20 protein-coding genes are annotated in these 21,960 nt (G+C 70.2%); 10 read left to right on the top strand and 10 right to left on the bottom strand.

The features are described 5' to 3' along the window. Positions 1 to 94 precede the first annotated feature (94 nt). Positions 95 to 466, top strand: coding sequence for an NmrA family NAD(P)-binding protein (locus HII36_RS57895; RefSeq protein ID WP_268959548.1), 372 nt, complete (start codon positions 95 to 97; stop codon positions 464 to 466). A gap of 211 nt (positions 467 to 677) precedes the next feature. Here HII36_RS57895 and HII36_RS17830 read toward each other — a convergent pair whose 3' ends face one another. Beyond that, complete coding sequence (locus HII36_RS17830) at positions 678 to 1,304, bottom strand: STAS domain-containing protein (RefSeq protein ID WP_173524327.1); 627 nt, start codon at positions 1,302 to 1,304, stop codon at positions 678 to 680. Between the two features lie 565 nt (positions 1,305 to 1,869). Here HII36_RS17830 and HII36_RS17825 point away from each other — a divergent pair. Then, entirely contained in the window at positions 1,870 to 2,352 is a 483-nt protein-coding gene (locus HII36_RS17825; protein WP_173524326.1) for a hypothetical protein, read from the top strand. Between the two features lie 344 nt (positions 2,353 to 2,696). On the opposite strand, the gene HII36_RS17820 is transcribed toward HII36_RS17825, so the two are convergent. Together HII36_RS17820 and HII36_RS17815 are read right to left on the bottom strand one after the other, a co-directional pair. After that, complete coding sequence (locus HII36_RS17820) at positions 2,697 to 3,380, bottom strand: ATP-binding protein (RefSeq protein WP_173524325.1); 684 nt, start codon at positions 3,378 to 3,380, stop codon at positions 2,697 to 2,699. A 412-nt stretch (positions 3,381 to 3,792) separates the two neighbouring features. Beyond that, on the bottom strand, positions 3,793 to 4,521 hold the full coding sequence (locus HII36_RS17815) for a DUF4394 domain-containing protein (protein ID WP_217369648.1): 729 nt from the start codon (positions 4,519 to 4,521) through the stop codon (positions 3,793 to 3,795). On the opposite strand from HII36_RS17815, the gene HII36_RS55725 reads away from it, so the two are divergent. The 4 genes from HII36_RS55725 (at position 4,514) to HII36_RS17800 (ending at position 10,118) form a co-directional block, all read left to right on the top strand. After that, positions 4,514 to 4,807: a hypothetical protein gene (locus tag HII36_RS55725; RefSeq protein WP_217369647.1), complete on the top strand. Its 294-nt coding sequence runs from the start codon at positions 4,514 to 4,516 to the stop codon at positions 4,805 to 4,807. The two genes, HII36_RS17815 and HII36_RS55725, sit on opposite strands and share 8 nt — an antisense overlap. A gap of 352 nt (positions 4,808 to 5,159) precedes the next feature. Next, complete coding sequence (locus HII36_RS17810) at positions 5,160 to 6,305, top strand: helix-turn-helix domain-containing protein (protein ID WP_217369646.1); 1,146 nt, start codon at positions 5,160 to 5,162, stop codon at positions 6,303 to 6,305. 666 nt (positions 6,306 to 6,971) lie between these two features. Continuing rightward, on the top strand, positions 6,972 to 7,949 hold the full coding sequence (locus HII36_RS17805) for an SDR family NAD(P)-dependent oxidoreductase (RefSeq protein WP_173524322.1): 978 nt from the start codon (positions 6,972 to 6,974) through the stop codon (positions 7,947 to 7,949). 621 nt (positions 7,950 to 8,570) lie between these two features. Next, a complete protein-coding gene (locus tag HII36_RS17800; RefSeq protein ID WP_328807759.1) occupies positions 8,571 to 10,118 on the top strand; it encodes a PI-PLC domain-containing protein in 1,548 nt (515 codons plus the stop codon). Positions 10,119 to 10,656: 538 nt separating this feature from the next. On the opposite strand, the gene HII36_RS17795 is transcribed toward HII36_RS17800, so the two are convergent. Continuing rightward, complete coding sequence (locus tag HII36_RS17795) at positions 10,657 to 10,977, bottom strand: hypothetical protein (protein WP_173524321.1); 321 nt, start codon at positions 10,975 to 10,977, stop codon at positions 10,657 to 10,659. 668 nt (positions 10,978 to 11,645) lie between these two features. Further along, entirely contained in the window at positions 11,646 to 12,356 is a 711-nt protein-coding gene (locus HII36_RS17790; RefSeq protein ID WP_173524320.1) for an SIP domain-containing protein, read from the bottom strand. Positions 12,357 to 12,780: 424 nt separating this feature from the next. On the opposite strand from HII36_RS17790, the gene HII36_RS17785 reads away from it, so the two are divergent. Continuing rightward, positions 12,781 to 13,434 carry a TetR/AcrR family transcriptional regulator gene (locus tag HII36_RS17785; RefSeq protein WP_173524319.1) on the top strand — a complete coding sequence of 218 codons (654 nt, stop codon included), beginning with the start codon at positions 12,781 to 12,783 and terminating at the stop codon, positions 13,432 to 13,434. A 384-nt stretch (positions 13,435 to 13,818) separates the two neighbouring features. Here the strand turns inward: HII36_RS17785 and HII36_RS17780 are convergent, their stop codons facing one another. Next, positions 13,819 to 14,292 carry a VOC family protein gene (locus HII36_RS17780; RefSeq protein WP_173524318.1) on the bottom strand — a complete coding sequence of 158 codons (474 nt, stop codon included), beginning with the start codon at positions 14,290 to 14,292 and terminating at the stop codon, positions 13,819 to 13,821. After that, positions 14,289 to 15,701: a diaminopimelate decarboxylase family protein gene (locus tag HII36_RS17775; RefSeq protein WP_173524317.1), complete on the bottom strand. Its 1,413-nt coding sequence runs from the start codon at positions 15,699 to 15,701 to the stop codon at positions 14,289 to 14,291. Before HII36_RS17775 ends, HII36_RS17780 begins: the two co-directional genes overlap by 4 nt. Positions 15,702 to 15,829: 128 nt before the next feature. On the opposite strand from HII36_RS17775, the gene HII36_RS55720 reads away from it, so the two are divergent. Further along, on the top strand, positions 15,830 to 16,873 hold the full coding sequence (locus tag HII36_RS55720; protein WP_217369645.1) for an Lrp/AsnC family transcriptional regulator: 1,044 nt from the start codon (positions 15,830 to 15,832) through the stop codon (positions 16,871 to 16,873). 16 nt (positions 16,874 to 16,889) lie between these two features. On the opposite strand, the gene HII36_RS17760 is transcribed toward HII36_RS55720, so the two are convergent. Genes HII36_RS17760 through HII36_RS17750 form a run of 3 tightly spaced genes read right to left on the bottom strand, consistent with a single transcriptional unit; the run spans position 16,890 to position 19,971 of the window. Further along, a complete protein-coding gene (locus HII36_RS17760; protein WP_173524316.1) occupies positions 16,890 to 17,939 on the bottom strand; it encodes a MaoC family dehydratase in 1,050 nt (349 codons plus the stop codon). Next, positions 17,936 to 18,772, bottom strand: coding sequence for an HpcH/HpaI aldolase/citrate lyase family protein (locus HII36_RS17755; RefSeq protein WP_173524315.1), 837 nt, complete (start codon positions 18,770 to 18,772; stop codon positions 17,936 to 17,938). Before HII36_RS17755 ends, HII36_RS17760 begins: the two co-directional genes overlap by 4 nt. Then, positions 18,769 to 19,971 (bottom strand): CaiB/BaiF CoA transferase family protein, encoded by a 1,203-nt coding sequence (locus HII36_RS17750; RefSeq protein WP_173524314.1) that lies wholly within the window; start codon positions 19,969 to 19,971, stop codon positions 18,769 to 18,771. Before HII36_RS17750 ends, HII36_RS17755 begins: the two co-directional genes overlap by 4 nt. A 102-nt stretch (positions 19,972 to 20,073) precedes the next feature. On the opposite strand from HII36_RS17750, the gene HII36_RS17745 reads away from it, so the two are divergent. Together HII36_RS17745 and HII36_RS17740 are read left to right on the top strand one after the other, a co-directional pair. Next, on the top strand, positions 20,074 to 21,234 hold the full coding sequence (locus tag HII36_RS17745) for an acyl-CoA dehydrogenase family protein (RefSeq protein ID WP_173524313.1): 1,161 nt from the start codon (positions 20,074 to 20,076) through the stop codon (positions 21,232 to 21,234). Between the two features lie 497 nt (positions 21,235 to 21,731). Beyond that, a partial coding sequence (locus tag HII36_RS17740) for a DUF6223 family protein (RefSeq protein WP_407940805.1) occupies positions 21,732 to 21,960 on the top strand: 229 nt, incomplete at its 3' end.

The raw sequence follows: 21,960 nt of genomic DNA, 5'->3' as shown, positions 1-21,960 counted from the left end.
ACCGGGATCGACCATTTCGAGAGCAAGGCCGCGATCGAGTCCCTACATCCGTGCCCTCGGACTGCCCGCGACCATCCTGCGGCCGGTGTTCTTCATGGACAACCTGCTGCACTACGCCGACGCCCGAGGCGAACGGGTGATGGAGCTCCCGGTGCTGCCCGACCGGCCGATGCAGTTCATCGCCACCGACGACATCGGCCGCATCGCCGCCGAGGTCATCGACCACCGCGACGACTACCTGGGCGCCGAACTCGAGATCGCCGCCGACGAGCTGACCTTCACCGAGGTGGCCGCGACCTATGAGAAGGTCACCGGGGTGCCCACCCGGCTGGTTCCCCTGCCGGTCGAGGAGCGGCTGTTCGAGTGGTTCGCCGAAAGCGGCTACCAGGCCGATCTCGCCGGGCTGCGGGAGCGCTTCCCCGGCCTGCTCACCTTCCACGACTGGCTCGCCCAGCGAGTCCGCTAGACGGCCGCCGGGTCCAGACGGGCGCTGGGCTCATGACGGTGGGTTTCCTGCTCGCGACGGTGTCATGGGCGATCAGCAGGTGGCCGGCATGCCAGGCAGGGCGTTCGTCTCGCTGCCGTCCACTTGACCTGGATCCAGACGCGGCCGTGCGCTGGGCTGCCACGTGGTCGGGGGTCGCCGCGGGCGAGCCCGAAGACGCATCCGAGACCGATCAGGACGTGAGCGCGGTCAGGGCGTCCTCCACACTGGGGTACCAGCGCAGGTGCCGCCAGGCGCCGGCGACTTCCAGCAGGCGGGCGGGCATGGCCCGCAGGGCGGCCAGGTGCAGCCCACCGCCGTGCCGCTCGGCGTGGACGTGCGCGCGCAGCAGGACGTTCAGCCCGCGGTGGTCGAGGAAGGTCAGGCCGCTCAGGTCGAGCACGAGCGGTTCGCCCTGCCGGCGGCGTGCCTGGTCGAGGTAGGCCTCCAGCCGGGCGGCGTTGGTCAGGTCGACCTCGCCGGCCACGCGTACCAGAAGGCCGCCGGGCAGGTTCTCGCTGGTCAACCGCAGCGGACTCACCATGTCCATGCGGCCGGGGTCGTCCTCGCGCAGCCGGTGCTGGTCCCGTGCCAGGCGTTCGGCGATCTCGGCGGCGCGGTCTCTGGCCTGCTGGGCACGCTGCGCGGCGGCCCGTCCGCGGTCGGTGCCGGCATCGGTCTGCGGAGCGGTCAGGCGGGCTATCTCCCGGTTGAGCGCAAGCAGCAGCGAGGCGACGTCCTGGAGTTCTGTCCGTGGTTCTGTCTGTGGTTCTGTCGCGGGTTCGTTCGGGATAGGAAGTGGCGCATCGTGGTCGGCCATGAGATCGCACACCCCCGGGCAGGGGGTTCCCTTCTGGGCGATGGATTGTCGCTGCGGCGACATGTCCGGAGATCGGACCACCATCGCGGGGAGTATCCCTCAGGCAGATGACCGGCGCTCACCTCGTTGAGCGGTCGGTCAGCCGCAAAGGCATCGGCATCAAGCGGTGCCGTTGCGGCCGGATCGGCGAAACACGCAGTCAAAGCGCTTTCACCCTGCACGCTACCCGCTTTCGGTCGGGCGGACGAGCCCCTCGGCGCTTGGGCCTCGCTGGGGGCTTGCCGTACGGCTTCAGGCCCGCACCAGATGCTCGGACAGGCGAGCCACCGCCACCGACGGCGCCGAGGCGCACGTCGCCGGGCACGAACTCGAGCCAGGGCAGCGCACAGATCCGGACCAGCCTGCCCGGCCGATCGACCATGACGCGCAACGCCGAAGGGCACCGGGGCAACCGGTAATTGTGCGCTGCTTGTGCGATGTGGAGGGGCGACTCTGCGAGGACAGGGAACCGTGTTCCCCGCAGATCGGGGAAGTCCCACGCGCCCTCTACTCGGAAGAGAGCAGCATGCAATCTCACAAGCTGATCGCCGGAATGGCCCTGGCCGTGGGCCTGGTGGTGTCGCCGGCTGTGACCGCGAGCCCGGCTGCCGCCCAGGCCGCGTCGTGCCGCGTCGAGCTTTACGACATCGACTCACTCAACGCCGCCGAACGGGACGGGCGGGATGAACTCCGCTTCCTGGTCGGCGGGAACCTGTTCCCCAGGTTCAACGACAACTACTTCCCGATGGTGACCGGCGGCGACGGAGACCCCGCCGACTTCGAATTCCCGACCACGGTCGTCGGAACCATCGGCAGCGTGGGCTTCGACCTGCGCGAGGTCACGCCCCCGGCCGCCGGCACGGGCGACAGCCTGGGCGTGGCGATCGCGAACGGCGTCACGTGCTTCGGGCTGGCCAGGGGGCAGGTGGCCATCGAGGAGACCTTCATCGACGGGACCAACGAGACCTTCTACTCCTACCACGTCAGGCTCAAGCTGACCGGGCTGTAGTTCCGGTCCTCCTCGACAAGTGCACCCGTGCCCGCTGAGCGCCGCCACGCAAGCCTCACGTCCGCGAACGGTTGAAGCCAAAGGAGAGCCCTCTCAGCCGGGCCCGTTGGCCTGGGCAGGAGTCCTGCCAGGCCTCGTACGGTAGGGGGCCCTTGCCCGCGAGGCGTAGCTGGCTGGCGGGGACAGTCGTCGGGGGTGTGCGGAAGTGGCGGCGCTTGCGTGGGCGAGCGCGATGAGCCGGCTGGTACCCGCCGGGGGCGTGATGTCGCGCGGCGCGGAGCACCGTCCATAGGGGGGGGCGGGAGCGGAACGGTGACGGCGGGCGGGCTGGAAACCCGTCACGTTCAGGGGAGACGCATGGACAGGCGGGCGACGGTGCCCGCGCCGTCCGTGACGAACTCCACCTCGTCGGCCAGATGACGCATCAGCCAGATCCCGCGCCCGCCGAGCGCCGTCGGCGCGGGCAGCGGCTTGCCATCGAGGTCCATCGGGGCCATTCCCGGCCCTTCGTCCTGGACTTCGCACACCAGCCGGTCGTCCTCGCGCCACAGGCTGAGCCAAGTCTGTCCGCCGCCGTGTTCAAGTGCGTTGGTGAGCCCTTCCTTGACCGCGGTGATCAGGTCGCTGAGCCGCTCGCCGGTCAGCCCTTCGGCGCGGGCGCACCCCAGCACGGCATGACGGGCGGGCTGGAGACGATCTTCGTCGACCGGCATGCCGAGCAGCCAGTAGGCCGTCACCGGTCGCGTCTTCATACTGCTCACCGTCGCCTTCCTTCGGCCGGCTCGGGACCTTCGACCGAGCCGGCGCCGGATCTTCTCGTCGTCGCGCGGGGAAGCCTTGACGATGCCCCGCAGCCGGCCTGTGGTGTGCATGGGGATCGTGACCGGGGGAGTGCTCATCACGTCTGCGGCGACGGGGCCGACCGCCTTCGCGGCGCCGTCCTGGTCGCGGACCTCGATGGGACGGAGCCGCTGATCGCGCCGCGACAGTCGGAGTTCCTCGCCGCAGCGCAGCTCGTCCTCGCGCATCAGGTCGCACTCGTACGCCAGCCACCCCTGACGACCGCTCGTCCCCGTCGACCACCGGGACGGCGCGCTGATCCGTTCGTGACCAGCACCCGTGCGATCTCCGTGACCGGCCGGGCCGAGACCACCCGGGTGGTCATGACGTTCATCACGATTCGCATCTTCGAGCCTCCCTTCACTTCCATGAGACGGCCAGTCACGGCGCCGCCGTAGGGGCGCAGGACCCTGGATTCCCGCCGTTGGTCGGGGGCGAGGCGTCCAACGGTCGGTCCGGCGGTCGGACGAGCAGGCGGTCGGCGAGTTCGCGACCGGGTTCGACGGATCGGTCGGTGCACGCGCCGCCCCGGGAGCACGCTCAGCCCGCGCCCGGCAGGGCCGCCGGGCACGGGCTGAGCGGTACGAGTCGGACGGAGCGTCAGTTCGTGTCGAGAGCGACGGCGATGTCGGTGATCGTCAGCGGGAACGGCTGGGCGCTGGGAGTGGCGGCGCCGGTGAGCACGTCGACGGTGTAGAGGAAGGCGTCGCCGGTGTAGGCGTTGACCAGGGTGGCGAACGCCGTGTTGGAGACGGTCTTGCCGCCGCTGAGGTCGCTGTAGACGTCCAGGCCGGCGTTGAGGTCGGCGTCAGTGCCGAGCGCGCCGGTCGGGGCCAGCAGGCCGAGGTTGGCCGGGGACTGGACCACGATCTGGTCGGCCCTGGTGTTGAGGTCGAACAGGGTGGTCACGGTGTCGTCGTTGAGATCGTTGTTGGTGTATCCGGCGGCGGTGACGCCGGTGATCGCCGGGCCGCCCGGAGCGGCGCTCAAACTCTGGTCCGCGATCGTCTGGCCGGTGGCGAGGTCGTGTCGCAGGTTCTGGCCGGTGCTGCTGATCACCCGCAGCCGGTCGGCGGCCGGGTTGAAGTCGACGCCGAATTTGGTGCCCTTCAGCGGGAGGCTGAGCTGGGAGACCTTGGTGACGACGACGTCCGGGACGTCGTCGGTGGGCAGCGTGATCGTGTAGATGCCGCCGTAGTTGCCGACGGCGTAGAACTTGCCGTCCTGGACCCGGAAGTCGATCCCGATCACGTAACGGTCTTCGACCAGGCCGCTGATCCGCCTGACCCAGTCGAGTTGTTCAGGCTGGTTGGTCAGGAACGTGGCCATCAGCCTGCCGTCGTCGGTGATCCCGAAGGCGCGTAATGACGGTGTCGTGGCGGCGGTGGTGGCGGTGGTGACGGAGTTCGCCGCGGTCCCCGGCCCCGCCGAGCCAACGGTGATGGCCGCCGCGCCGGCCAGTGCGATTACCGCGGCGATCCCTCTTTTGATGGTCGCGTGCATCGATTTCCCCATGATGTCGTGCCGGCGAGTTCGTCCCGCCGGCCGCTTTGTGTACGCCGAGGTCGTCGGCGCACATGAGCTTCGCCCAGAGCCGGAGGCGCTGTCATCGTGACGTGTGTGGAATCAAGTGGTCGGGGGAACGGCCGGATTGCCATTGTTCGCAACGCCGCCAAGATCGTCTCGCATTCGGCGAAGAATCTACTTGACCGGAGCAGTGGAACTGTGGCAAGAACGGAGTGCGACAGGCCGAGCCCAGAGATTCAGGCCGATCCGCAGACGATGCCGGCCGCTCATGGCATGATCTGACACGAGAACGCGCTCGGCAGTAAACGTGAGAGTATTCGGCCGGCGCGCCGCGCGAAATGACACCCACCCAAAATGGGGGATCGATCAGCGTGAGCGATCTTTTTCGATTATTGATGAAACGATCCGAAGAGAACGCGAAAGCCGAAGTCAGTATCTATATGCACGAGTTGCCGGAATACCGTAAGGAGGCCGCAGGTCCGAAGGGCTATGCGGACACGCTCGACTACGCCGTCTGGTTCCGCCGGCGCACGATCGAGCTCGTCGGCGAAGACCGGCCGCTGCCGGCGGAAGACCTGTCCTTCATCGCCGAGATCGGCCGTCAGCGGGCGCGGCACGGCTTCTCGCCCGACACCGCGCAACGGGTGCTGACGCTGCACGCCAACCTGATGCTGCGGGAGATCTACGACGCGGTCGAAGGCCATGAAGTACAGGACCTGCTGCACCTGCTGAACTGGATCGGCGCCCAGGGGGCGCGCGGCAGCGACGCCTACTTCTCCGCGTTCATGGACGAGCAGCGGCTGCGCCTGACGGTGGCGACTCGCGTTTGCATGCTCACCCGGCTGCTGCTCGCCGCCGACACGAGCGCTCCCGGTCTCGCGCACAGCCTGGGTATCGAGGCGTACGAGCACTACCTGGTGGTCATCGTCCGGGTGCCCGGCCAACTGCTCCGCCGCGCGGACGCCATGAGCGACATCACGCGCGACGACCTCGTGGCCAACGTGTTCAAGACCCACCAGGTGCCGCTGTGCTGGCAGCAGGCCGACGAACTGCTCGCCCTCGTCCCGCACGACGGCACCGCGTCACTGTCACCCCTGTCGTTGTCGCCGATGGCGTCAGCAGGCGACCGGCTCATGAGCCTGGTCAGCGAAATCGTGGAACGGGTGGGCCGCCCCTGCGCGGTGGGCACCGCCGCCGGACCGTCCGGCACCCTGGCCGAGACCGCCGACCTGGCACGGCGCGTGGCCCACGTCGCGCCCGTGGAAGCCACGCCGCGAACCCTGTCCGGAGTCGCAGACGTCTTCGCCGAACTCGGCGCCGCGCACCTGCCCGAGGTCGACCGCTGGCTGCGCGAGATCGCCCGCCGTCTCGCCGGCGGCCCTGACCTCATCCCGACGCTGGACGCCTACTACCGCGCCGACATGAACCGCCTCGCCGCCGCCGCGGCCCTCCACATCCACCCCAGAACGCTGGACTACCGGCTGCAGCGGGTACGCGACCTGACCATGGTCAACCCCGGCTCGGTACGTGGCGTGCGCGTCCTGAGCACCACCATCGCCCGCGTCCTGGCAGGCGCCTGGTCCTGAACCTGCGGGTAGGCGAAGATCACCGCCCCTTGTACCCGGTCGCGCAGCTCCAGCAGCATCCGCCCCAGATGCGTTGCACCGTGGCCTCAGCCGGTGGTCGCCGCTGGCGAGACTCCCGCGTCGCCCGACGTGACGGTCCTGATGGCACAGAGCGGTTCGGCCGGTAGGACGCTCCTGAGCAGGAACCGGACGCGCCGACCCTGAGCCCGACGAAAGCGTACTGGTCAGGCTGAGGACCTTGATCTGCGGTGAGATCCGGGTGATCCGGCGGGTGGCCTCGACGCCATCCATACCTGGTCCCGCCCGACCGACACTCGAGGGCCAGGGCGTAGATCGCCATCGATGGCTGCCCGCCGCCGGTACTCGGTTGAATGCTGCTGCTACCACGACCGCGCCACGCTGTGCAGGGTCCTGGTCGGGTGATCGTACGACGGCCATCTAGAAATCTACATTGTAAAGGCGTCGACTTTTTGAAAACCAAAACGCGCCCAACAACCACCCCTCATCAAGGGAGAAGGCTTCGTAGCATTCGAGCGCCGCAGTAGGCGAGCACCTGCCGGATGACCTCCTGCGTCATCCACGCGACTTGTCTCCACTGCCCATGGACCAGGCGTTGATGGCCGTCCCGGTACGTGCGAGGGTGGTCAGCGACGGAGGGGTCGAGCGATGAGATCGTTCACGGGAAAGATGGCCGTCGTCACCGGAGGCGGCGCCGGGATGGGACGCGAACTGGTCGTTCAGCTGGCCGCTGACGGCTGTTCGGTCGCCGCGTGCGACGTCGACGAGGCCGGGCTGGCCGTCACGGCCGAGCGAGCCGCCAAGGCCGCACCCGGCGGCGGCGATGTGCGGGTCACCACCCACCTCTGCGACGTCTCGGACGAGGCTCAGGTGACGAGGTTCCGCGACGAGGTGGCCGAGCGGCACCGGACCGGTCATATCAACCTGCTGTTCAACAACGCCGGCATCGGCGGTGGCAGCAGCTTCGTCACCGGCTCGCGGGCTGAGTGGGAGCGTACGTTCGGCGTCTGCTGGGGCGGGGTGTACAACTGCACGCGTGCGTTCATGCCGCTTCTGATCGCCAGTGATGAGGGGTGCCTGGTCAACACCAGCAGTGTCAACGGGTTCTGGGCGGCCGGCCCCGGTGTGCCGATGAGTGCGTACAGTGCCGCGAAGTTCGCGGTGAAGGGTTTTTCCGAGGCGATGCTGACGGATCTGCGGATCAACGCGCCGCACGTGCGGGTCGCGCTGGTGATGCCGGGGCACGTCGGCACGGAGATCGTGATCAACTCACGGCGGATCCACGGCCGCCCCGAGCCTGATGACATGACCGCTGAGGAGCTCGCGGACTTCCGTGTGCTGGCCGCCGCCGTCGCGGGCGTTCCCGCCGACCGGTTGAGCGATGAGGAGGTTCGGGCTGCGGTCAAGGGCATGGGGGAGTGGTTTCGCGACAGCGCGCCGCTGTCGGCCGCCGACGCCGCGACGGTCATTCTGGATGGCGTACGTGCCGGGACGTGGCGCATCCTGGTCGGTGATGACGCCCACGCGCTCGACGCGGCGATACGTGCCGACCCGCTGGACCTGTACCGGCCCGACAGTCCGACCCTGGCGGCCGTGTTTCCCGACATGCGCCGTCACGAGGAGTGACTCGGGTTCTGCACGCCGGTAACCCGAAGGTCCCGGCGTCGTTGCCACGCTGAGGGGCGCCGACGTTTCTCGAGTTCAGCGCGGACGGCGGCCCTGGACTTGCCGGGCCGGTGCTCCTGCAGCTCGCGGGTGCTGTTGGGGTACCGCCGCCGTCCACCTGACATTTCCTCCGTGAGCGCATCTCTCTGCGTGGGCCGGGTGATGTTCGGAGTGGGCAGGTTGCGTACGGCTGACCTGGGCCAGGGCGGTCAGGCCAGCGTTGGCCTCGGCGCGGTCGCATTCGGCCACCCGGTACGTCCAGCTCTCGCGATGGCGCAGGTGCTCGGCGTAACCCTCGGGGCCGCCGCTGTCCTCGGGCGGACAGGCGCGGCCGCCGGCGCCGCAGCGCGCGGGTGGACGCTGTTGCGTGCGGCCTGGTGCGCGACTCCACCACCAGGTCGCGGTCTCACATGTCGCCCATGTCGTAGCGGCGGCGACCTCATGGGTCTGAGCTGCCGCTAAAGCGCTGTGAAAGCGCCACTAACCTGCCCGCCCGCATGCTCGACGAATGAACCGGCCAGGTTCATCCCCGGATCCCTTGTGCCACTTCTCTTCCGACCTGTGCCGAAAAGGTTCGCGGGCGTGCAAGTCGCACCGGTCACCGGTTCTGCGGCCCGTCGTCACATCCGACCGAATCACGGAGGAATCGCGTCCATGACCCGCACGAGAAGATTCGCAACTGCTCTTGTTCTGGCCGCTGCCACTGCACTACCCCTGAGCGCGGGAGCGGCACCCGTCGGCGCCACCGCACTGACCACGGTCGCGGACGTTCCGTTACCTCAGGCGATTTTCCGCGCCACCCACAACAGCTACTCGGGCGACAACGGCGACAAGGAGAGAGGCTCGATCGTGGAGCAGCTCGACGCGGGTGTCCGTTTCATCGAGTACGACGTTCACGACAACTGGCGCTTCACTCGGCGCGGCTACTACCTGGGCCACTTCTTCGCCGGCCAAGACGTGGACCACAACGGAAACCCCGTGTCGAACAGGCTCTACGACTGGCTCCGGATCGTCGATGCCTGGTCCGACCAGCATCCGGATGCGGCGCCCATCACCCTGGCTCTCGACTTCAAGTCCGACATCACCGACGGCGACAACACCTCCTATTCCTCGATGAATCCGGCGTTCCTCAACGACATGCTCACCTCCGTCTTCGGCTCTAACCTCTTCCGGTCCGAGGATTTCGACGAGGCCGACCCGCCGACGGTGAACGAGCTGCGCGGCCGGGTGATCCCGCTGATCTCCGGCAACTCCGGCACCCGCGCGCGGTACAAGCGCGACCTCGGCCGAGACCCCGCCATCGCGATCAACGGGCGCGGCCAGGTTGTCGAGGTCCACAGGTCCGAGAGCTCGAATACGCTGTGGTACTGGTCCGGCACCTACGTCAACGGCCGTGTGACCTGGCTCCGGCACGGCAGGTACGACTTCGCCGGTGACAACCCCGCCGTGGCGCTGAACGACAACGGCGACCTGGTCGAGGTCCACGAATTCCCGGAGTCCGACGTGTTGATTTACCGCGTCGGGCGCGTCAGCGCCGAAACCGGCGAGATCACCTGGTCGTTCAGCCGCCCCTATGACACCGGCACCAATCCGACGGTCCAGTTCGTCGACCCGGCGGGCACCCGGCTGCGTGAGATCCACACAAGCGAGAACGACCCCGGCCAGAACTGGGACTGGGACGGCGAACTCAACGCCGCCGCCATGAGTGTCTCCTGGGACAACAACGAAAAGACGTCCGACGCTCTCTATGACAAGGCCACCTCGCAGAGCGATTCCTCCAAGGTCCACGTGTGGACCGGCGCTGACGGCGCTACCCCGGCCGAGACCCTGCGCGTGGACACCGACGTGTTCCAGGGTGACCTGATCCGCTACCAACAGGTCGCCTTCGTCGAGTTCCAGAAGGGCGACTCCGCCGAGCTCAAGCAGAACGCACTGTACTACGCCGCGGGAGCCGACCCGGAGAACGACGCCTTCATCACCGCCGCGCGGGCGGACAACCGATTGGTGCGCGCCTGGGACTTCGACGCCCCGGACGCCGCCACGAACCCGCTGGCCAGCTTCCCCGCGACGAACCACCCGTACGCCGGCTGGTACGAGACCCTTCTCCAAGCCGCGGGCGCCAGCAAGTAGCCGACGACCTGCCCGGCTGCCGAGCAACAGTCCGTCATCTCACAGAACGCTCCCGCAGGCTCGCGCCGAACTCGGCGCCATCAGCGCCATCGCCGCTTTCGACACCGAGACCACCTCCACGTCATCGTCGAACTCATCCAGAACGGGCCGTAATAAGCCACCAGGGGTGGCCCGCCCATGGCGCGGGCCACCCCTGGGTGTCCGCCGCTCAGAGCGGACCGGCTGACGTCGATTTTTACCGGCCCGGCCAGGACGATCTCCACCATCCTGGTGTGCAGGTAGATGACCGCCGCACTCGACCTCGTCCTGCAGTTGCTGCGCGAAGGCGACATACCCGAGGTCACCCGCCTCGATCGGCTGCGGTCAGGAGCTGTGTAACGCGAAGACGATCCAGCAGATCGCTGACCTGTTCCGGATCCCGGGTTCCACGGAGTACGGACATTCGGACAAGGCCACCGCGCCGCCGTCTCGTCGGCCGCACGGACCGGCGGTTGGGCGAGAGCCGGTCCGGCCCTCGCCCAGTCAGCCGCTGAGGACGTCAGCAGTACTTCGCCTTGCGGATGCCACCCCCATGGGACCAGCCACGGATCACCCTGCTCTCGCCGCGCTTGATGGTCCTGCACGGCGGGTCGGGCGCGAGCGAGACATCAAGGGTCACCCCATGCGACGGGCCGCAGTTGAGGACGTCGGCCCAGAGGAAGTCGCCGCTGCGGCCCTTGTCCTTGATGAACAGGCCCTGCGTGTTGCCGTAACAGGGGGCGCCGCCCGGGTCCGCCGAAGCGGTGGAAGCGGTCAGGGTGAGCCCGAACGCGGCCACAGAGCTCGCCACCAGTACGGTGACAACGCGCTTGATCGCCATTGGCGTCCTTTCTTCGAGGGGGATGCGGATGCCGTTCCGCGCGCGCCCAGCATCGCGAGTGGCATATGCGTGGCGGCTGCAGGAAATCTGCGGTCGGGACGACCGCCCGCAGATCAGCCACAAAGCCGACGCGCGGGCCTTGCCCACCCAGATGATCAGCGAGATGGAAGCCCGGCTCGCTGAACCAGCAACAGGCTGACCAGAGCCGCCTTCACGCTGTGGGCAGCCGTCCCGAACGCATCACAACCTCCTGCGACCGGCCAGGAGGTCCGTCACGACGCTCACGCGGCTCGTCGTCAGCCTGGACCTCAGCGACGACGACGCCATCACGCCCGAGGCCGCGATGGAGGTCCTCGAGCCGGTGATCGCCCTCCCGCAGCGCCTCCCGCGGGACCGGCAGGCCTTCACCGGCCGGACCAGCAGGAACCGACCCCGAACGGCAGCTGACCGCGCCTGGGAAACACCCGAAACCCTGGGACTCCTGACCTGCCTGAAGTTGGCCGCCTGCCGCGCATCAGCGGCTGGGTTGCAGGCTCGAAGGACGTGGCTGACCATCTGATGGCGCTGGTGACCGGATTCCCAGGGATGTACCGACGCGCAGGTCATGCCTGGAGGCTCCCGCTGGGATCGTCTTCCAGGCGTGGTGTGTGCAGGCGGTTGGCTTGGTGTCACAAGCCTTGTTTGCCGGTGGCCCAGTACGGCTTGGTGGTGATGGCGCGGCGCGGCAGGATCCCACCGTCGATCAGCGTGCGGCGCTGGCGCTGGAGGGATTGGGCGTGGCCGAGCAGCAGCGCACCTTCCACGCCGGCGAGTTCGCCGTTCGCGGCGGCGTGTTCCAGCCAGCTCTGGAGCGCGTCGCCCGGTGCCTGGCCGGCGGGGAGGAAACGGTGTTGCGGCCAGCGGTCAGGGAGGAGATGCAGGGCGTCGGAGGGCACTTCGATGACGACGATGTCCCGGGTGCCGGCGTGAGTATGAGCGTAGGCGTCGATGGTGCCGAGGGTGCAGCCGTCGCCGAGGTAGAGGCGCGGGGTTCCGTGCTCGCGCGGGGGCCGGTGGCGTCCGGTCAGCACGGTGAACTCGGCGCCGGCGCGCAGGTCGCGGATCCAGCGGGTGCCGGGGCCGCCGGCCTGGGTGGTGGCCAGGACGGTGACGTGCTCGGGGTCGTGCGCGTCCACCGTCCGTACGGTGTAGCGGCGGCCTTGGGTGGGGGTGGCGCGGACCTGGATCTCGTGGCCGGGCTGCCAGCCGCCGGGGGGCGCTTCGGCGCGCAGGTCCACCTCGACGAACCCGGGGGCGGGTTCGTCGAGGCCGAGGACGCGCGCTCGGCGGCCCATGACGGTTTCGGCGAGCTTGCCGATGAGCGTGGGTGCCTGCGGCATGGGTGTTCTCCTCTCCCGGGGGCTGCGGTTAAGCCGTCGTGGTGACGGACGCTGCCGGTTGAGTGGTTTGGTCTTCGGGACCAAGAAGGTGAGCAGGAGTGGCAGAGCGCCGAACCGTTTCGAGATCCACCCCCTCGCCGGGATCACGGCCGCGTACGTCGGCAGATGCCCGGTTGCCACCCATTGGGTCCGGGCGGCCGAGGTGTCGGACTGCGTGCGCAGGTGGTCTGGGGCGATGTTCGCGATCGTGGAGTCCAGGAGCGTGGTGTGAAGGCTCTCGGCGCCAGAACGAAACCGATGGGGGACGAGACCGATGAAGGTCAGCCGGCGGTCGGTGACCGGTGCGCTCGTGAGAGATTGCGACACGCCTTCTACACTACACCGTGCAGTGTAGAACTACACTCACCGGTGTAGCCTGGGACGGGTGGGAAGCACTGTGAGCTCGGACAAGCCGCTACGCGAAGGCGACCGGGAGAAACGGGCGGCGATCATCTCCGCCGCGCGTGAACTGTTCGCGCGCCAGGGGGTGGACAGCGTCAGCATGGATGCCGTGGCGGCTCGCGCCGGGGTCTCCAAGCGCACCGTCTACGACTACTTCGGTGACAAGAACCGCCTGTTCCTGGCCATCTTGTCCGAGACCTCCGACACCCTGAACGCGTCGATCCAGCACGCCCTGGACCGGCACCTCCCCATGGACGGGACCATCACCACGGTTCCCGGGCTTCAGGAGGCGATCACCGCGCTCGTCCTCGAACTGGGCAGGACTCTCGTCGGCTCCGCCGACTACGCCGCCGCGTTCGCGCTCGTCGCTCAGCGACGCTGGCGGGAGCCGGGCAACCAGGACGACGTCGTGACCGTGTCCGCCGAAGACGCCCTCGCCGATCGCGTCGCCCACTTCGCGAACGTGGGGCTCCTCGACACCGACGACCCGTCCATGGCGGCCGGCCACCTCGCCGCTCTGACCATTCTGCTGGCCTACAACGACCAACCCGACCCCGCGACCGCCGACCCTGAGCGGATCCGCCAGATCATGACCTCCGGCGCCCGCGCCTTCATCCGCGCCTACGCCACGCGCTAGCCCGTTTCGCAGGTCACCGCGAGCCCGGACCCCCTCCTCGCCTGGCAGCCCGGTGCGCGGCACCGGGGCCCTCAACCAGGACGACGTGACAGGAGTGCAGCCATTTCCTGTCACATAGGGTCCGACGGGTGATCCCCGCACCAGGCCCCACTCCCGACCAACAGCGCGCCGCCGGGGCGCTCGCCTTCGAGACCGCAGGCAAACTGCGCCGGCCGAGCGAGCACATGCAATCGCTCGGCCGGCGCACCGACGCGTACAGCGTCGGCAGCCCCGGAGCGCGTCGCTGATTCGCCCGGCGGCATGTCGATCCCGGCCGTGACGCCCAGCGACGACCCCGGCATCGTCAGCATGGTGACGGGCAAACCCATGATCCGCCAAGCACACCTAGACGGCGAACTGGACCAGTTCGATCACGTGGCGGTCGGGGTCGAGCACGTACACCAGCCGCGCACCGTCCCACCGTCCAAGTCCGGGCCCTGACATGGTGACCGGCGTGGCGGTGAGCGGGTGGAATCCGGCTTCGGCCAGGCGGCCGAGCACCAGGTCGAGGTCCGGGACGCCCAGCGCGACGTGCCCGCCCCCAGGGCTGCTGACCGGCGGCGCGACCGAGGCGCCGCGGGAGCCGCTGGAGCTGCTGGAGCCGCTGGAGTCTCGGTACTGCAGCAGTTCGATCATCTGGCCCCGGCCCGCGTCGAGCATGGCGTAGGTGAGCCAGGCGTCCTCGATGCCGGCGGCGCGGCCCTGCGCCTCGCCCGATTCCAGCAGGGGCATGCCGAGCAGGTCGCGGTAGAAGACGAGCGAGGCGTTCAGGTCGGCGCAGGTGAGTCCGGCGTGGTCGAGGGTGGGGGTGGCGTTCATCGGGCGGCTCCTGCGATCGGGTGGCGGAGGTGGTCGGGGAGGGTGTCGCGGGCGAGCAGGTCGCCGATGTTCTCGGCCCGCCGTACCAGGTGGGCCTGGTCGCCGTTCACCAGTACGGTGGCCGGCCTGGGCAGCAGGTTGAGGTTGCTGGCGTTCGCGTCGTTGTAGGCGCCGGTGAAGCAGAAGGCGAGCAGGTCGCCGGGGCGCATGACGGGCAGCGCGGCGGTGCGGGCGAGCACGTCGGACATGCAGGAGCGGCCGACGACGCGGACCTCGGCCAGGCCGCCGGCCCCGGGGAGGTGCACGGGGATGACCGGCGGGCGGGCGGCCTCGTCGGGGATCTCCGACAGGAACAGCTGGCTGGTGTCGGTCTCGTACCAGGTGAAGGGGAAGGGCCGGGTCTGCCGCTTGACGTTGAGCAGGGTCGCCACGTGGATGCCGCACGGTCCGAACAGCGCGCGGCCCGGCTCGACCTCCAGGACACGGCCCCGCGGGTCGACGCCGCCGCGGGCCAGGCCCTCGGCCAGGTTCTCGCAGACGACCTCGGCGTAGCGTTCGATCGGCGTCGGGTCCGGTGGCACGAAGTCCGGGTCGGCGCGGCCGAACCCGTCGACCTGCGGCGCGAACCCGCCGCCGACGTCGATGGTGCGCGGCGTCCAGCCGTCCCACAGCTGCGACACCTCGGCGATCAGCTCGCCGAACCGCCCGGCGTACCCGCCGATGACCGACAGGTCGGTGGTGTAGCGGCCCATGTGCATCATCGCGCCGCTGACCCGCAGCTCCGGCGCGGACAGCGCCTGGCCGGCCGCGGCCAGGTCGTCGTGGGGGAGTCCCGACTTGTAGGTGCCGTAGATGTCGTTGATCGGCACGCCGAAGGCCTGCATGCGGGCGTCGGTCTCGAAGTGGGGTCGCAGCCGTACCCGCAGGTCGGCCTGCCTGCCGGTGGCGCGGGCCGCCATCACGGCGAGTTCGATCTCGCGTACGTCGTCGACGGTGACGCGGGCGCCGAGCGCGACGGCGCGCTCGATCGTGGCGTAGTCCTTGGCGGTGCCGTTGAGTGAGATCAGGGCGGGGTCGATCCCGGCCCTGACCGCGACCTCCAGCTCGCCGGCGCCGACCAGGTCGGCGCCGAGGCCCTCCTGCGCGAGGACGCGCTGCACCGCGACGACGGGGTTGGCCTTGACCGCCGGCAGGACGTGCACCTCCCCGTGGCGCCAGACCCGCTCGAAGGCGGCGCGGATGCGGCGGGCCCGCCGGCGCAGGGCGGACTCCGAGATCACGAACAACGGCGCGGAGTACCGCTCGACCAGGACGTCCACCGGCACGTCCTCGATCAGCAGGCGGCCGGCCTCGCGGCGGAGCATGCCGTCCGACAGCGCTACCGCTTCGGAGTCGTACGAATCGCTCATGCTGGTGAAAATAGTTGAGTGAACATCATCAAGCAACTCTTTCTTAAAGAAAGCATGGACGCTACCTAGCATTTTCGCTGAAGCGGGGCGATGTGGCAGGAGGGCCGCCGACATGCTTCGATTGCCGGGTGACCGATGTGCTCCCCGACAGCCGTGAACCACGGGACGCGCCCGTGCTGGACGAGATCGACCGGCGGATCATCGCCGAGCTGCAGCAGGACGGCCGCCGCACCTACGGCCGCATCGCGGAGGCGGTCGGGCTCACCGAGGCGCCGGCCCGGCAGCGGGTGGCCCGCCTGACCAGGTTCGGGCTCATCGAGATCGTGGCCATCACCAACCCGGGCGCGTTCGGGTTCCGGCTGCGGGTCGCGGTCGGGCTGCGCTGCGAGGGCGACCTGGACGCGATCGCCGCGGCGATCGCGCAGGTGGACGAGGTCGACTGGCTGGTCGCCACCGCCGGCCGCCACGACCTGATGGCCGAGCTGCGCTGCGTGGACGAGCAGCACCTGTACGCGCTGCTCACCGATCGGATCCGGGTGATCCCCGGGGTGCGCGAGGTCGAGACCCTCCTCTACCTCAACCTGTTCAAGGCCTCCTACTCCTGGCCGCCCGGCTCGGGCCGCCGGGTGCCGGACGAGCCGGGCGGCGCCCGGCGCTGCTCCCCGGTCCCGCCGGCGCTCACCGGCGGCGGCGAGGAGGTCACCCTCGACGAGATCGACCGGCGGATCATCGCCGAGCTGCAGCAGGACGGCCGCCGCACCTACGGCCGCATCGCAGAGGCGGCCGGGCTCAGCCTCGCGCCGACCAGGCAGCGGGTGGCCCGCCTGATCGACACGGGCGTCATCAAGATCGCGGCCATCGTCAACCCGAAGGCGGCGGGGCTGCTGCGCCGCGCCGCCCTCGGCCTGCACTGTGAGGGCGACCTGGACGCGATCGCCGCGGCGATCGCGCGGGTGGACGAGGTCGACTGGCTGGTCGCCACGGCGGGCGGCTTCGACCTGATGGCGGAGGTCGGCCACCTGGACGGCGAACGCCTGCACCGGCTGGTGACCGACCGGATCCGCACGATCCCGGGCGTGCGCGGCGTGGAGACCCTGGTCTTCCTGTCGATCTACAAGGTCAGATATCCGTGGCCGCCCGCGATGACGCACCGCGACCAGTCCCGCCTGTAGCCGTGCAGCCCGCCGCCTACCCGTAGCCGGCCGGGCCGTACGGGCCATCCGCGCCCCGGCGGTGCACCAGCAGGGTGCGCCGGAACGACAGCACCCGTTCGCCGTGCTGGTTCACCGCCCAGGTGGCCACCGACAGGACGCCCTCGCCGGGCCGCGATCTCGACGGCCGCGCGTCGAGGATCTCCGACTCGGCCCGTACGGTGTCGCCCGCGCGCACCGGGACCGGCAGCTCGATGTCGTACCAGCCGAGGTTGGCCACCACCCGGCCGAAGGTGCGCGTGGCGGCGGTCGTGGCCGCGGCCAGCACGAACGTCTCGGCGATCAGCGGCGGCCCGTCCAGATGCCGCTCGGCCCACTCCAGGTCGTGGAAGCGCGGCGCGAGCTCCATCGATCTGCGGGCCTGCGCGATCGCCTCCTCGCGCAGGAAGGTGTAGCCGGGGTGGTGGACGAACCGCTCACCGGGCAGGCAGTCCTCGAAGAACAGGCCGAACCGCTCCCGCAGGTCACCGTCCACCAGGTCGTAGACGGCGAAGCGCGGCTCGGCCACCGGCGGGCCGCCGGGATCGGCGTCCGGGCCGCGTCCCCGGCGGTGGATCTCCACGCGGTAACGCAGCTCGATCACCTCGGCGCCGGAGGCGTTCAGCCCGCGGGTGCGCACCCGCACGACCCCGAGGTCAGGATCGTCGCCAGGCTCCACGGCGAGGATCTCCGACTCGGCGTACAGGGTGTCGCCGCCGAACACCGGGGTGCGCAGGCTGATCTCCTCGAACCCCGGCACCCTGCGGCGCCGGGCGAACGTCTTGGCGCACAGGCCCATGACCCGCTGCGCGGTGAGCGTGCTGACCATCAGCGGCCTGCCCCACGCGGTGTGCCCGGCGTAGGCGGCGTCGAAGTGCAGCATCGCGGAGTTCATCGTGTCCAGCGCGTGCTCGGTGTTGTCCTGCTGGGACAGGGTGACCCCCGGCCGGTGCCGGAACCGCTGCCCCGGGGCGAAGTCCTCGAAGTCCAGCCCGAACCGCTCGGCGTACCGGCCGGGACCGAGCAGGTAGTAGGCGGGGAACGTCACGACTCACCTCCCGCGCGGTCGATGACGCGCCGTGCGCGGCGCATCACGGCGGCGTCGACCATCTGCCCGCGGAAGCGGACGGCCCCGCCGCCCGCGGCCGCCCGCAGCAGCGCGTGCGCGTCGGCGACCTGCCGCGCGGTCGGCGTGAAGGCCCGCCGGACGGCGTCCACCTGCTTGGGGTGGACGGCGAACTTGCCGGTGAACCCCATCGCCCGGGCGCGCCGGCACTCCTCGTCGAGCACGTCGGCGGAGTCGAGGTCGAGGCAGGGCATGTCCAGCGCGCGGATCCCGGCCGCCGCCGCGGCCCACACCAGGCGGGCCCGCGCGGGCATCATCGGCTCCCACGCGGCTTCGGCGCCCAGCGACTCGGCCAGGTCGGCGCCGCCGAACCCGAGCGCGGCCACGTGGGGGTCGGCGGCGGCGATCTCCGCCGCCCGTTCCAGGCCCTGCCCGGACTCGATGCTGCAGATCAGCTCGCCGGGCCAGTCCGGGCCGCCCAGCACCCGGGCGCACAGCCGGGCCTCGGCCGCCGACTCGACCTTCGGCAGGATGACGAAATCCGGTGGGGCGGCCGCGTCGAGCAGCGCGGCGAGGTCGCGGATGCCCTCCGGGGTCGTCAGGGCGTTGATCCGCACCCCGACGGGCGCGGTGCGGTGGGTCTCGACGACGTTCACGGCCGCCTGGCGGGCGGCCGGCTTGGCGGCGGGGGCGACCGAGTCCTCCAGGTCGACCACCACCGCGTCGGCTCCCGCGGCCGGCGCGCGCCCGATGCGCTCCGGCCGGTCGCCGGGCACGAACAGGATCACCCGGGCGGCGCCGGCGCCCCCGCTCATATGACCCCCAGCGCGCGCAACGCGCCGATCTCGGCCGTCGTCCTGCCCAGCGCGGTGAGCAGTTCGTCGGTCTGCTCGCCGAGGGCCGGGGCGCGGGTGGGCCGCCGCGACGGGCCGTCCGTCCTGATCGGGCCGGCCAGCAGGCGCAGGGCGGATCCCTGGCCGACGTCGACCTGTTCGATCCGGTCGCCGTCCGCGACGATGTGGCTGTCCATGGCCTGCGGCAGCGTCAGGATGGGCGCCGCGGGCACCGCGTCGCCGAACACCGCCAGCCACTCGGCGGTGGTGCGCGCCGACAGCTCCCGGTCCAGCAGCACGGTCAGCTCGTCCCTGGACGTCAGCCGGTCGGCGAACGTGCTGAACCTCCGATCGTCGGCCCACTCGGGCCGGCCGATCCGCTCGCACAGCGCCGGCCAGAACTTCTCCTTGTTGCACATCAGGTAGATCCAGCCGTCTGCGGTGCGGTAGCTCTGGCACGGGGTGAGCGACGGGTGCGCGGAGCGGGGCAGCCGGGAGGTGCGCAGCCCGCCGTTCAGGTACCAGTGCGCCGGGTAGTTGAGGCTGAACAGCGCCACGTCGAACAGGCTCACGTCCACGTCGCCGCCCCGGCCGGTGTCCCGGGCCCGCAGGATGGCGCTGACCGTGGCCAGGGCGAGCATCACCCCGCCGGTCAGGTCGATCATGGAGATGCCCATCCTGGACGGCGGGCCGCCGGGTTCGCCGGTCAGGTCGAAGTAGCCGAGTTCGGCCTGCATCAGGTAGTCGTAGCCGGGACGGGCCGCGCGCTCGCCCGTCCGTCCGTAGCCGGTGAGGTGCCCGCACACGATCCGCGGATTGGCCTCGCCCAGCGCGGCGAAGGTGAGGCCCAGCCGGTCGGGCACGTCGCCGCGCAGGTTGCTCACCACCGCGTCGGCGTCCGCGGCCAGCTCGGCCAGGATCTTGCCGCCCTCCTCGTGCGCCAGGTTCAGGGTGAGGCTCTTCTTGCCGCTGTTGAGCCCCTGGAAGAACACGCTGCGCGCGGTCCGCGGCAGGTCCTCGCGGAACAGCGGCCCCACCGAACGTGACACGTCGCCGTCGCCCGGCTGCTCGATCTTGATGATCTCGGCGCCGAGGTGTCCCAGGAGCTGGGTGCCGAACGGCGCCGCGCCGTACTGCTCGACCGCGAGCACCCGGACCCCGCTGAGCAGGTTGGTGCGCATCACACCTCCAATCAGTTGGATTTAGATCGGCCTGCGACTATTTTCGGCACGATCTGGCCCGAATGCTACACATATTCGTCGAATGGCGTACAGTCCCGAGCCATGGACTTCCAACTCTCCGAAGATCACGAGGCCATCCGGCTCGCCGTGCGCGAGGTCTGCGCCCGCTTCCCCGGCCAGTACTGGCGCGACCTGGAGGCGAAGGACGAATACCCCGCGGAGTTCGTCCGCCTCATGACCGAGCTCGGCTGGCTGGCCACGCTCATCCCCGAGCAGTACGGCGGCGGCGGGCTCGGCATCACCGAGGCCGGGATCATCCTGGAGGAGATCCACCGCTCGGGCGGGCACGCGGGCGCCTGCCACGCCCAGATGTACACGATGGGCACCCTGCTGCGGCACGGCACCGACGAGCAGAAGAAGCGCTACCTGCCGGGAATCGCCGCGGGCGAGCTGCGGCTGCAGGCCTTCGGCGTCACCGAGCCCGACGCGGGCTCCGACACCACCAAGATCACCACGAGGGCGGTGCGGGACGGCGACCACTACACGATCACCGGCCAGAAGGTCTTCACCTCCAGGATCGCCTACTCCGACCTGATGCTGCTGCTGGCCCGCACCACGCCCGCGGCCGAGGTGGCGCGGAAGACCGACGGCCTGTCGGTCTTCCTGGTGGACCTGCGCGAGGCCGGTTCCAGCGTGCAGTGGCAGCGGATCCCGGTGATGTCCGCCCACCACACCTACCAGGTGTTCATCGACGACCTGCGGCTGCCCGCGGAGAACCTGATCGGCGCGGAGGGCGACGGCTTCCGCTGCATCCTCGACGGGATGAACGCCGAACGCGTCCTGGTCGCCTCGGAGGCACTGGGCGACGGCCGCTTCCTCATCGAGCGGGCGGTGTCCTACGCCTCAGGACGGGAGGTCTTCGACCGGCCGGTCGGCGCCAACCAGGGCGTCCAGTTCCCCCTCGCCCAGGCGCACGCCCAGCTGGAGGCCGCCTCGCTGATGCGCTTCCACGCGGCCTCGCTCTTCGACCGCGGCCTGCCGTGCGGCGCCGAGGCCAACACCGCAAAACTGCTCGCCTCGCAGGCGTCCTGGGCGGCGGCGAACGCGGCCATGACCGCGTTCGGCGGCAACGGGTTCGCCGTCGAGTTCGACGTGGAACGCAAGTTCCGCGAGACCAAGCTGCTGGAGATCGCGCCGGTCAGCAACAACCTGGTGCTGTCCTACATCGGGCACCGGGTGCTCGGTCTGCCGAGGTCGTACTGACCCGCGCGGCGCCGTGACCAGCTCCCGGCGTCGCGTTCGGCCACCTCCTCGAGGACCGCGTCCTGGACGTCGTGGAGTTCCTTGCGGCCGTCCAGCGGGTCGCGGCCGTCCAGCGGTGGCGGACGGCGACTCCGCCCTCGACCCGCACGCGGTGGGCGCCTGTCTTGATGGCGGCCTGTCGTGACGACCCGCTGGACGGCCCGTCCGCTTCGATGCCCTGACGGGAGGCCGGTGACCAGGAGCCCGGTCGGTGCGACGCCGGGCCGGGCGTGGAACTCGCCGAACGGGGTCGGCACCGTGATCCCCGCAGCGTCGTCGCCGCCCCCGACGACGCGCGGCCGGCTACCACGACAGGCGTACGGAGGCATGAGCCGGCTACGCAGAACTGCGTAGCCGCTGCCATCCGCCGCCCGAGGCCGGGGCACCCTCGGCGGCGCGATGATCGATCCCGCGAGCCCGCCACGGCGCGGGCGTCCGACGACCGAAAGGGATCCTCGATGTCCGTCCTGCTTGTACTTGCCGCCGAGGCGGCCTCGCCGGTCTGTACGACGGCCGCGGAATGCGCCGACCAGGGGGTGGACACCTTCATCGGGACCCCGGCGCGGGTCTGGGCGAGCGTGGCCGCGGTGGCGGCGTTGGGCGCGGTGGTGATCGGCTGGCTGGCGCTGCGTTCCGTCCGTCGCGGCGGCGGCGGACGGCGGGGGGCCGTCGTGGCGTTGCTGGTGG

The sequence above is a fragment of the Nonomuraea antri genome (assembly GCF_013283785.1).
Lineage (GTDB): Bacteria > Actinomycetota > Actinomycetes > Streptosporangiales > Streptosporangiaceae > Nonomuraea > Nonomuraea antri.
The sequence above is the reverse complement of the archived record's forward strand: the minus strand, read 5'-3'. Positions and strand labels throughout refer to the sequence as shown.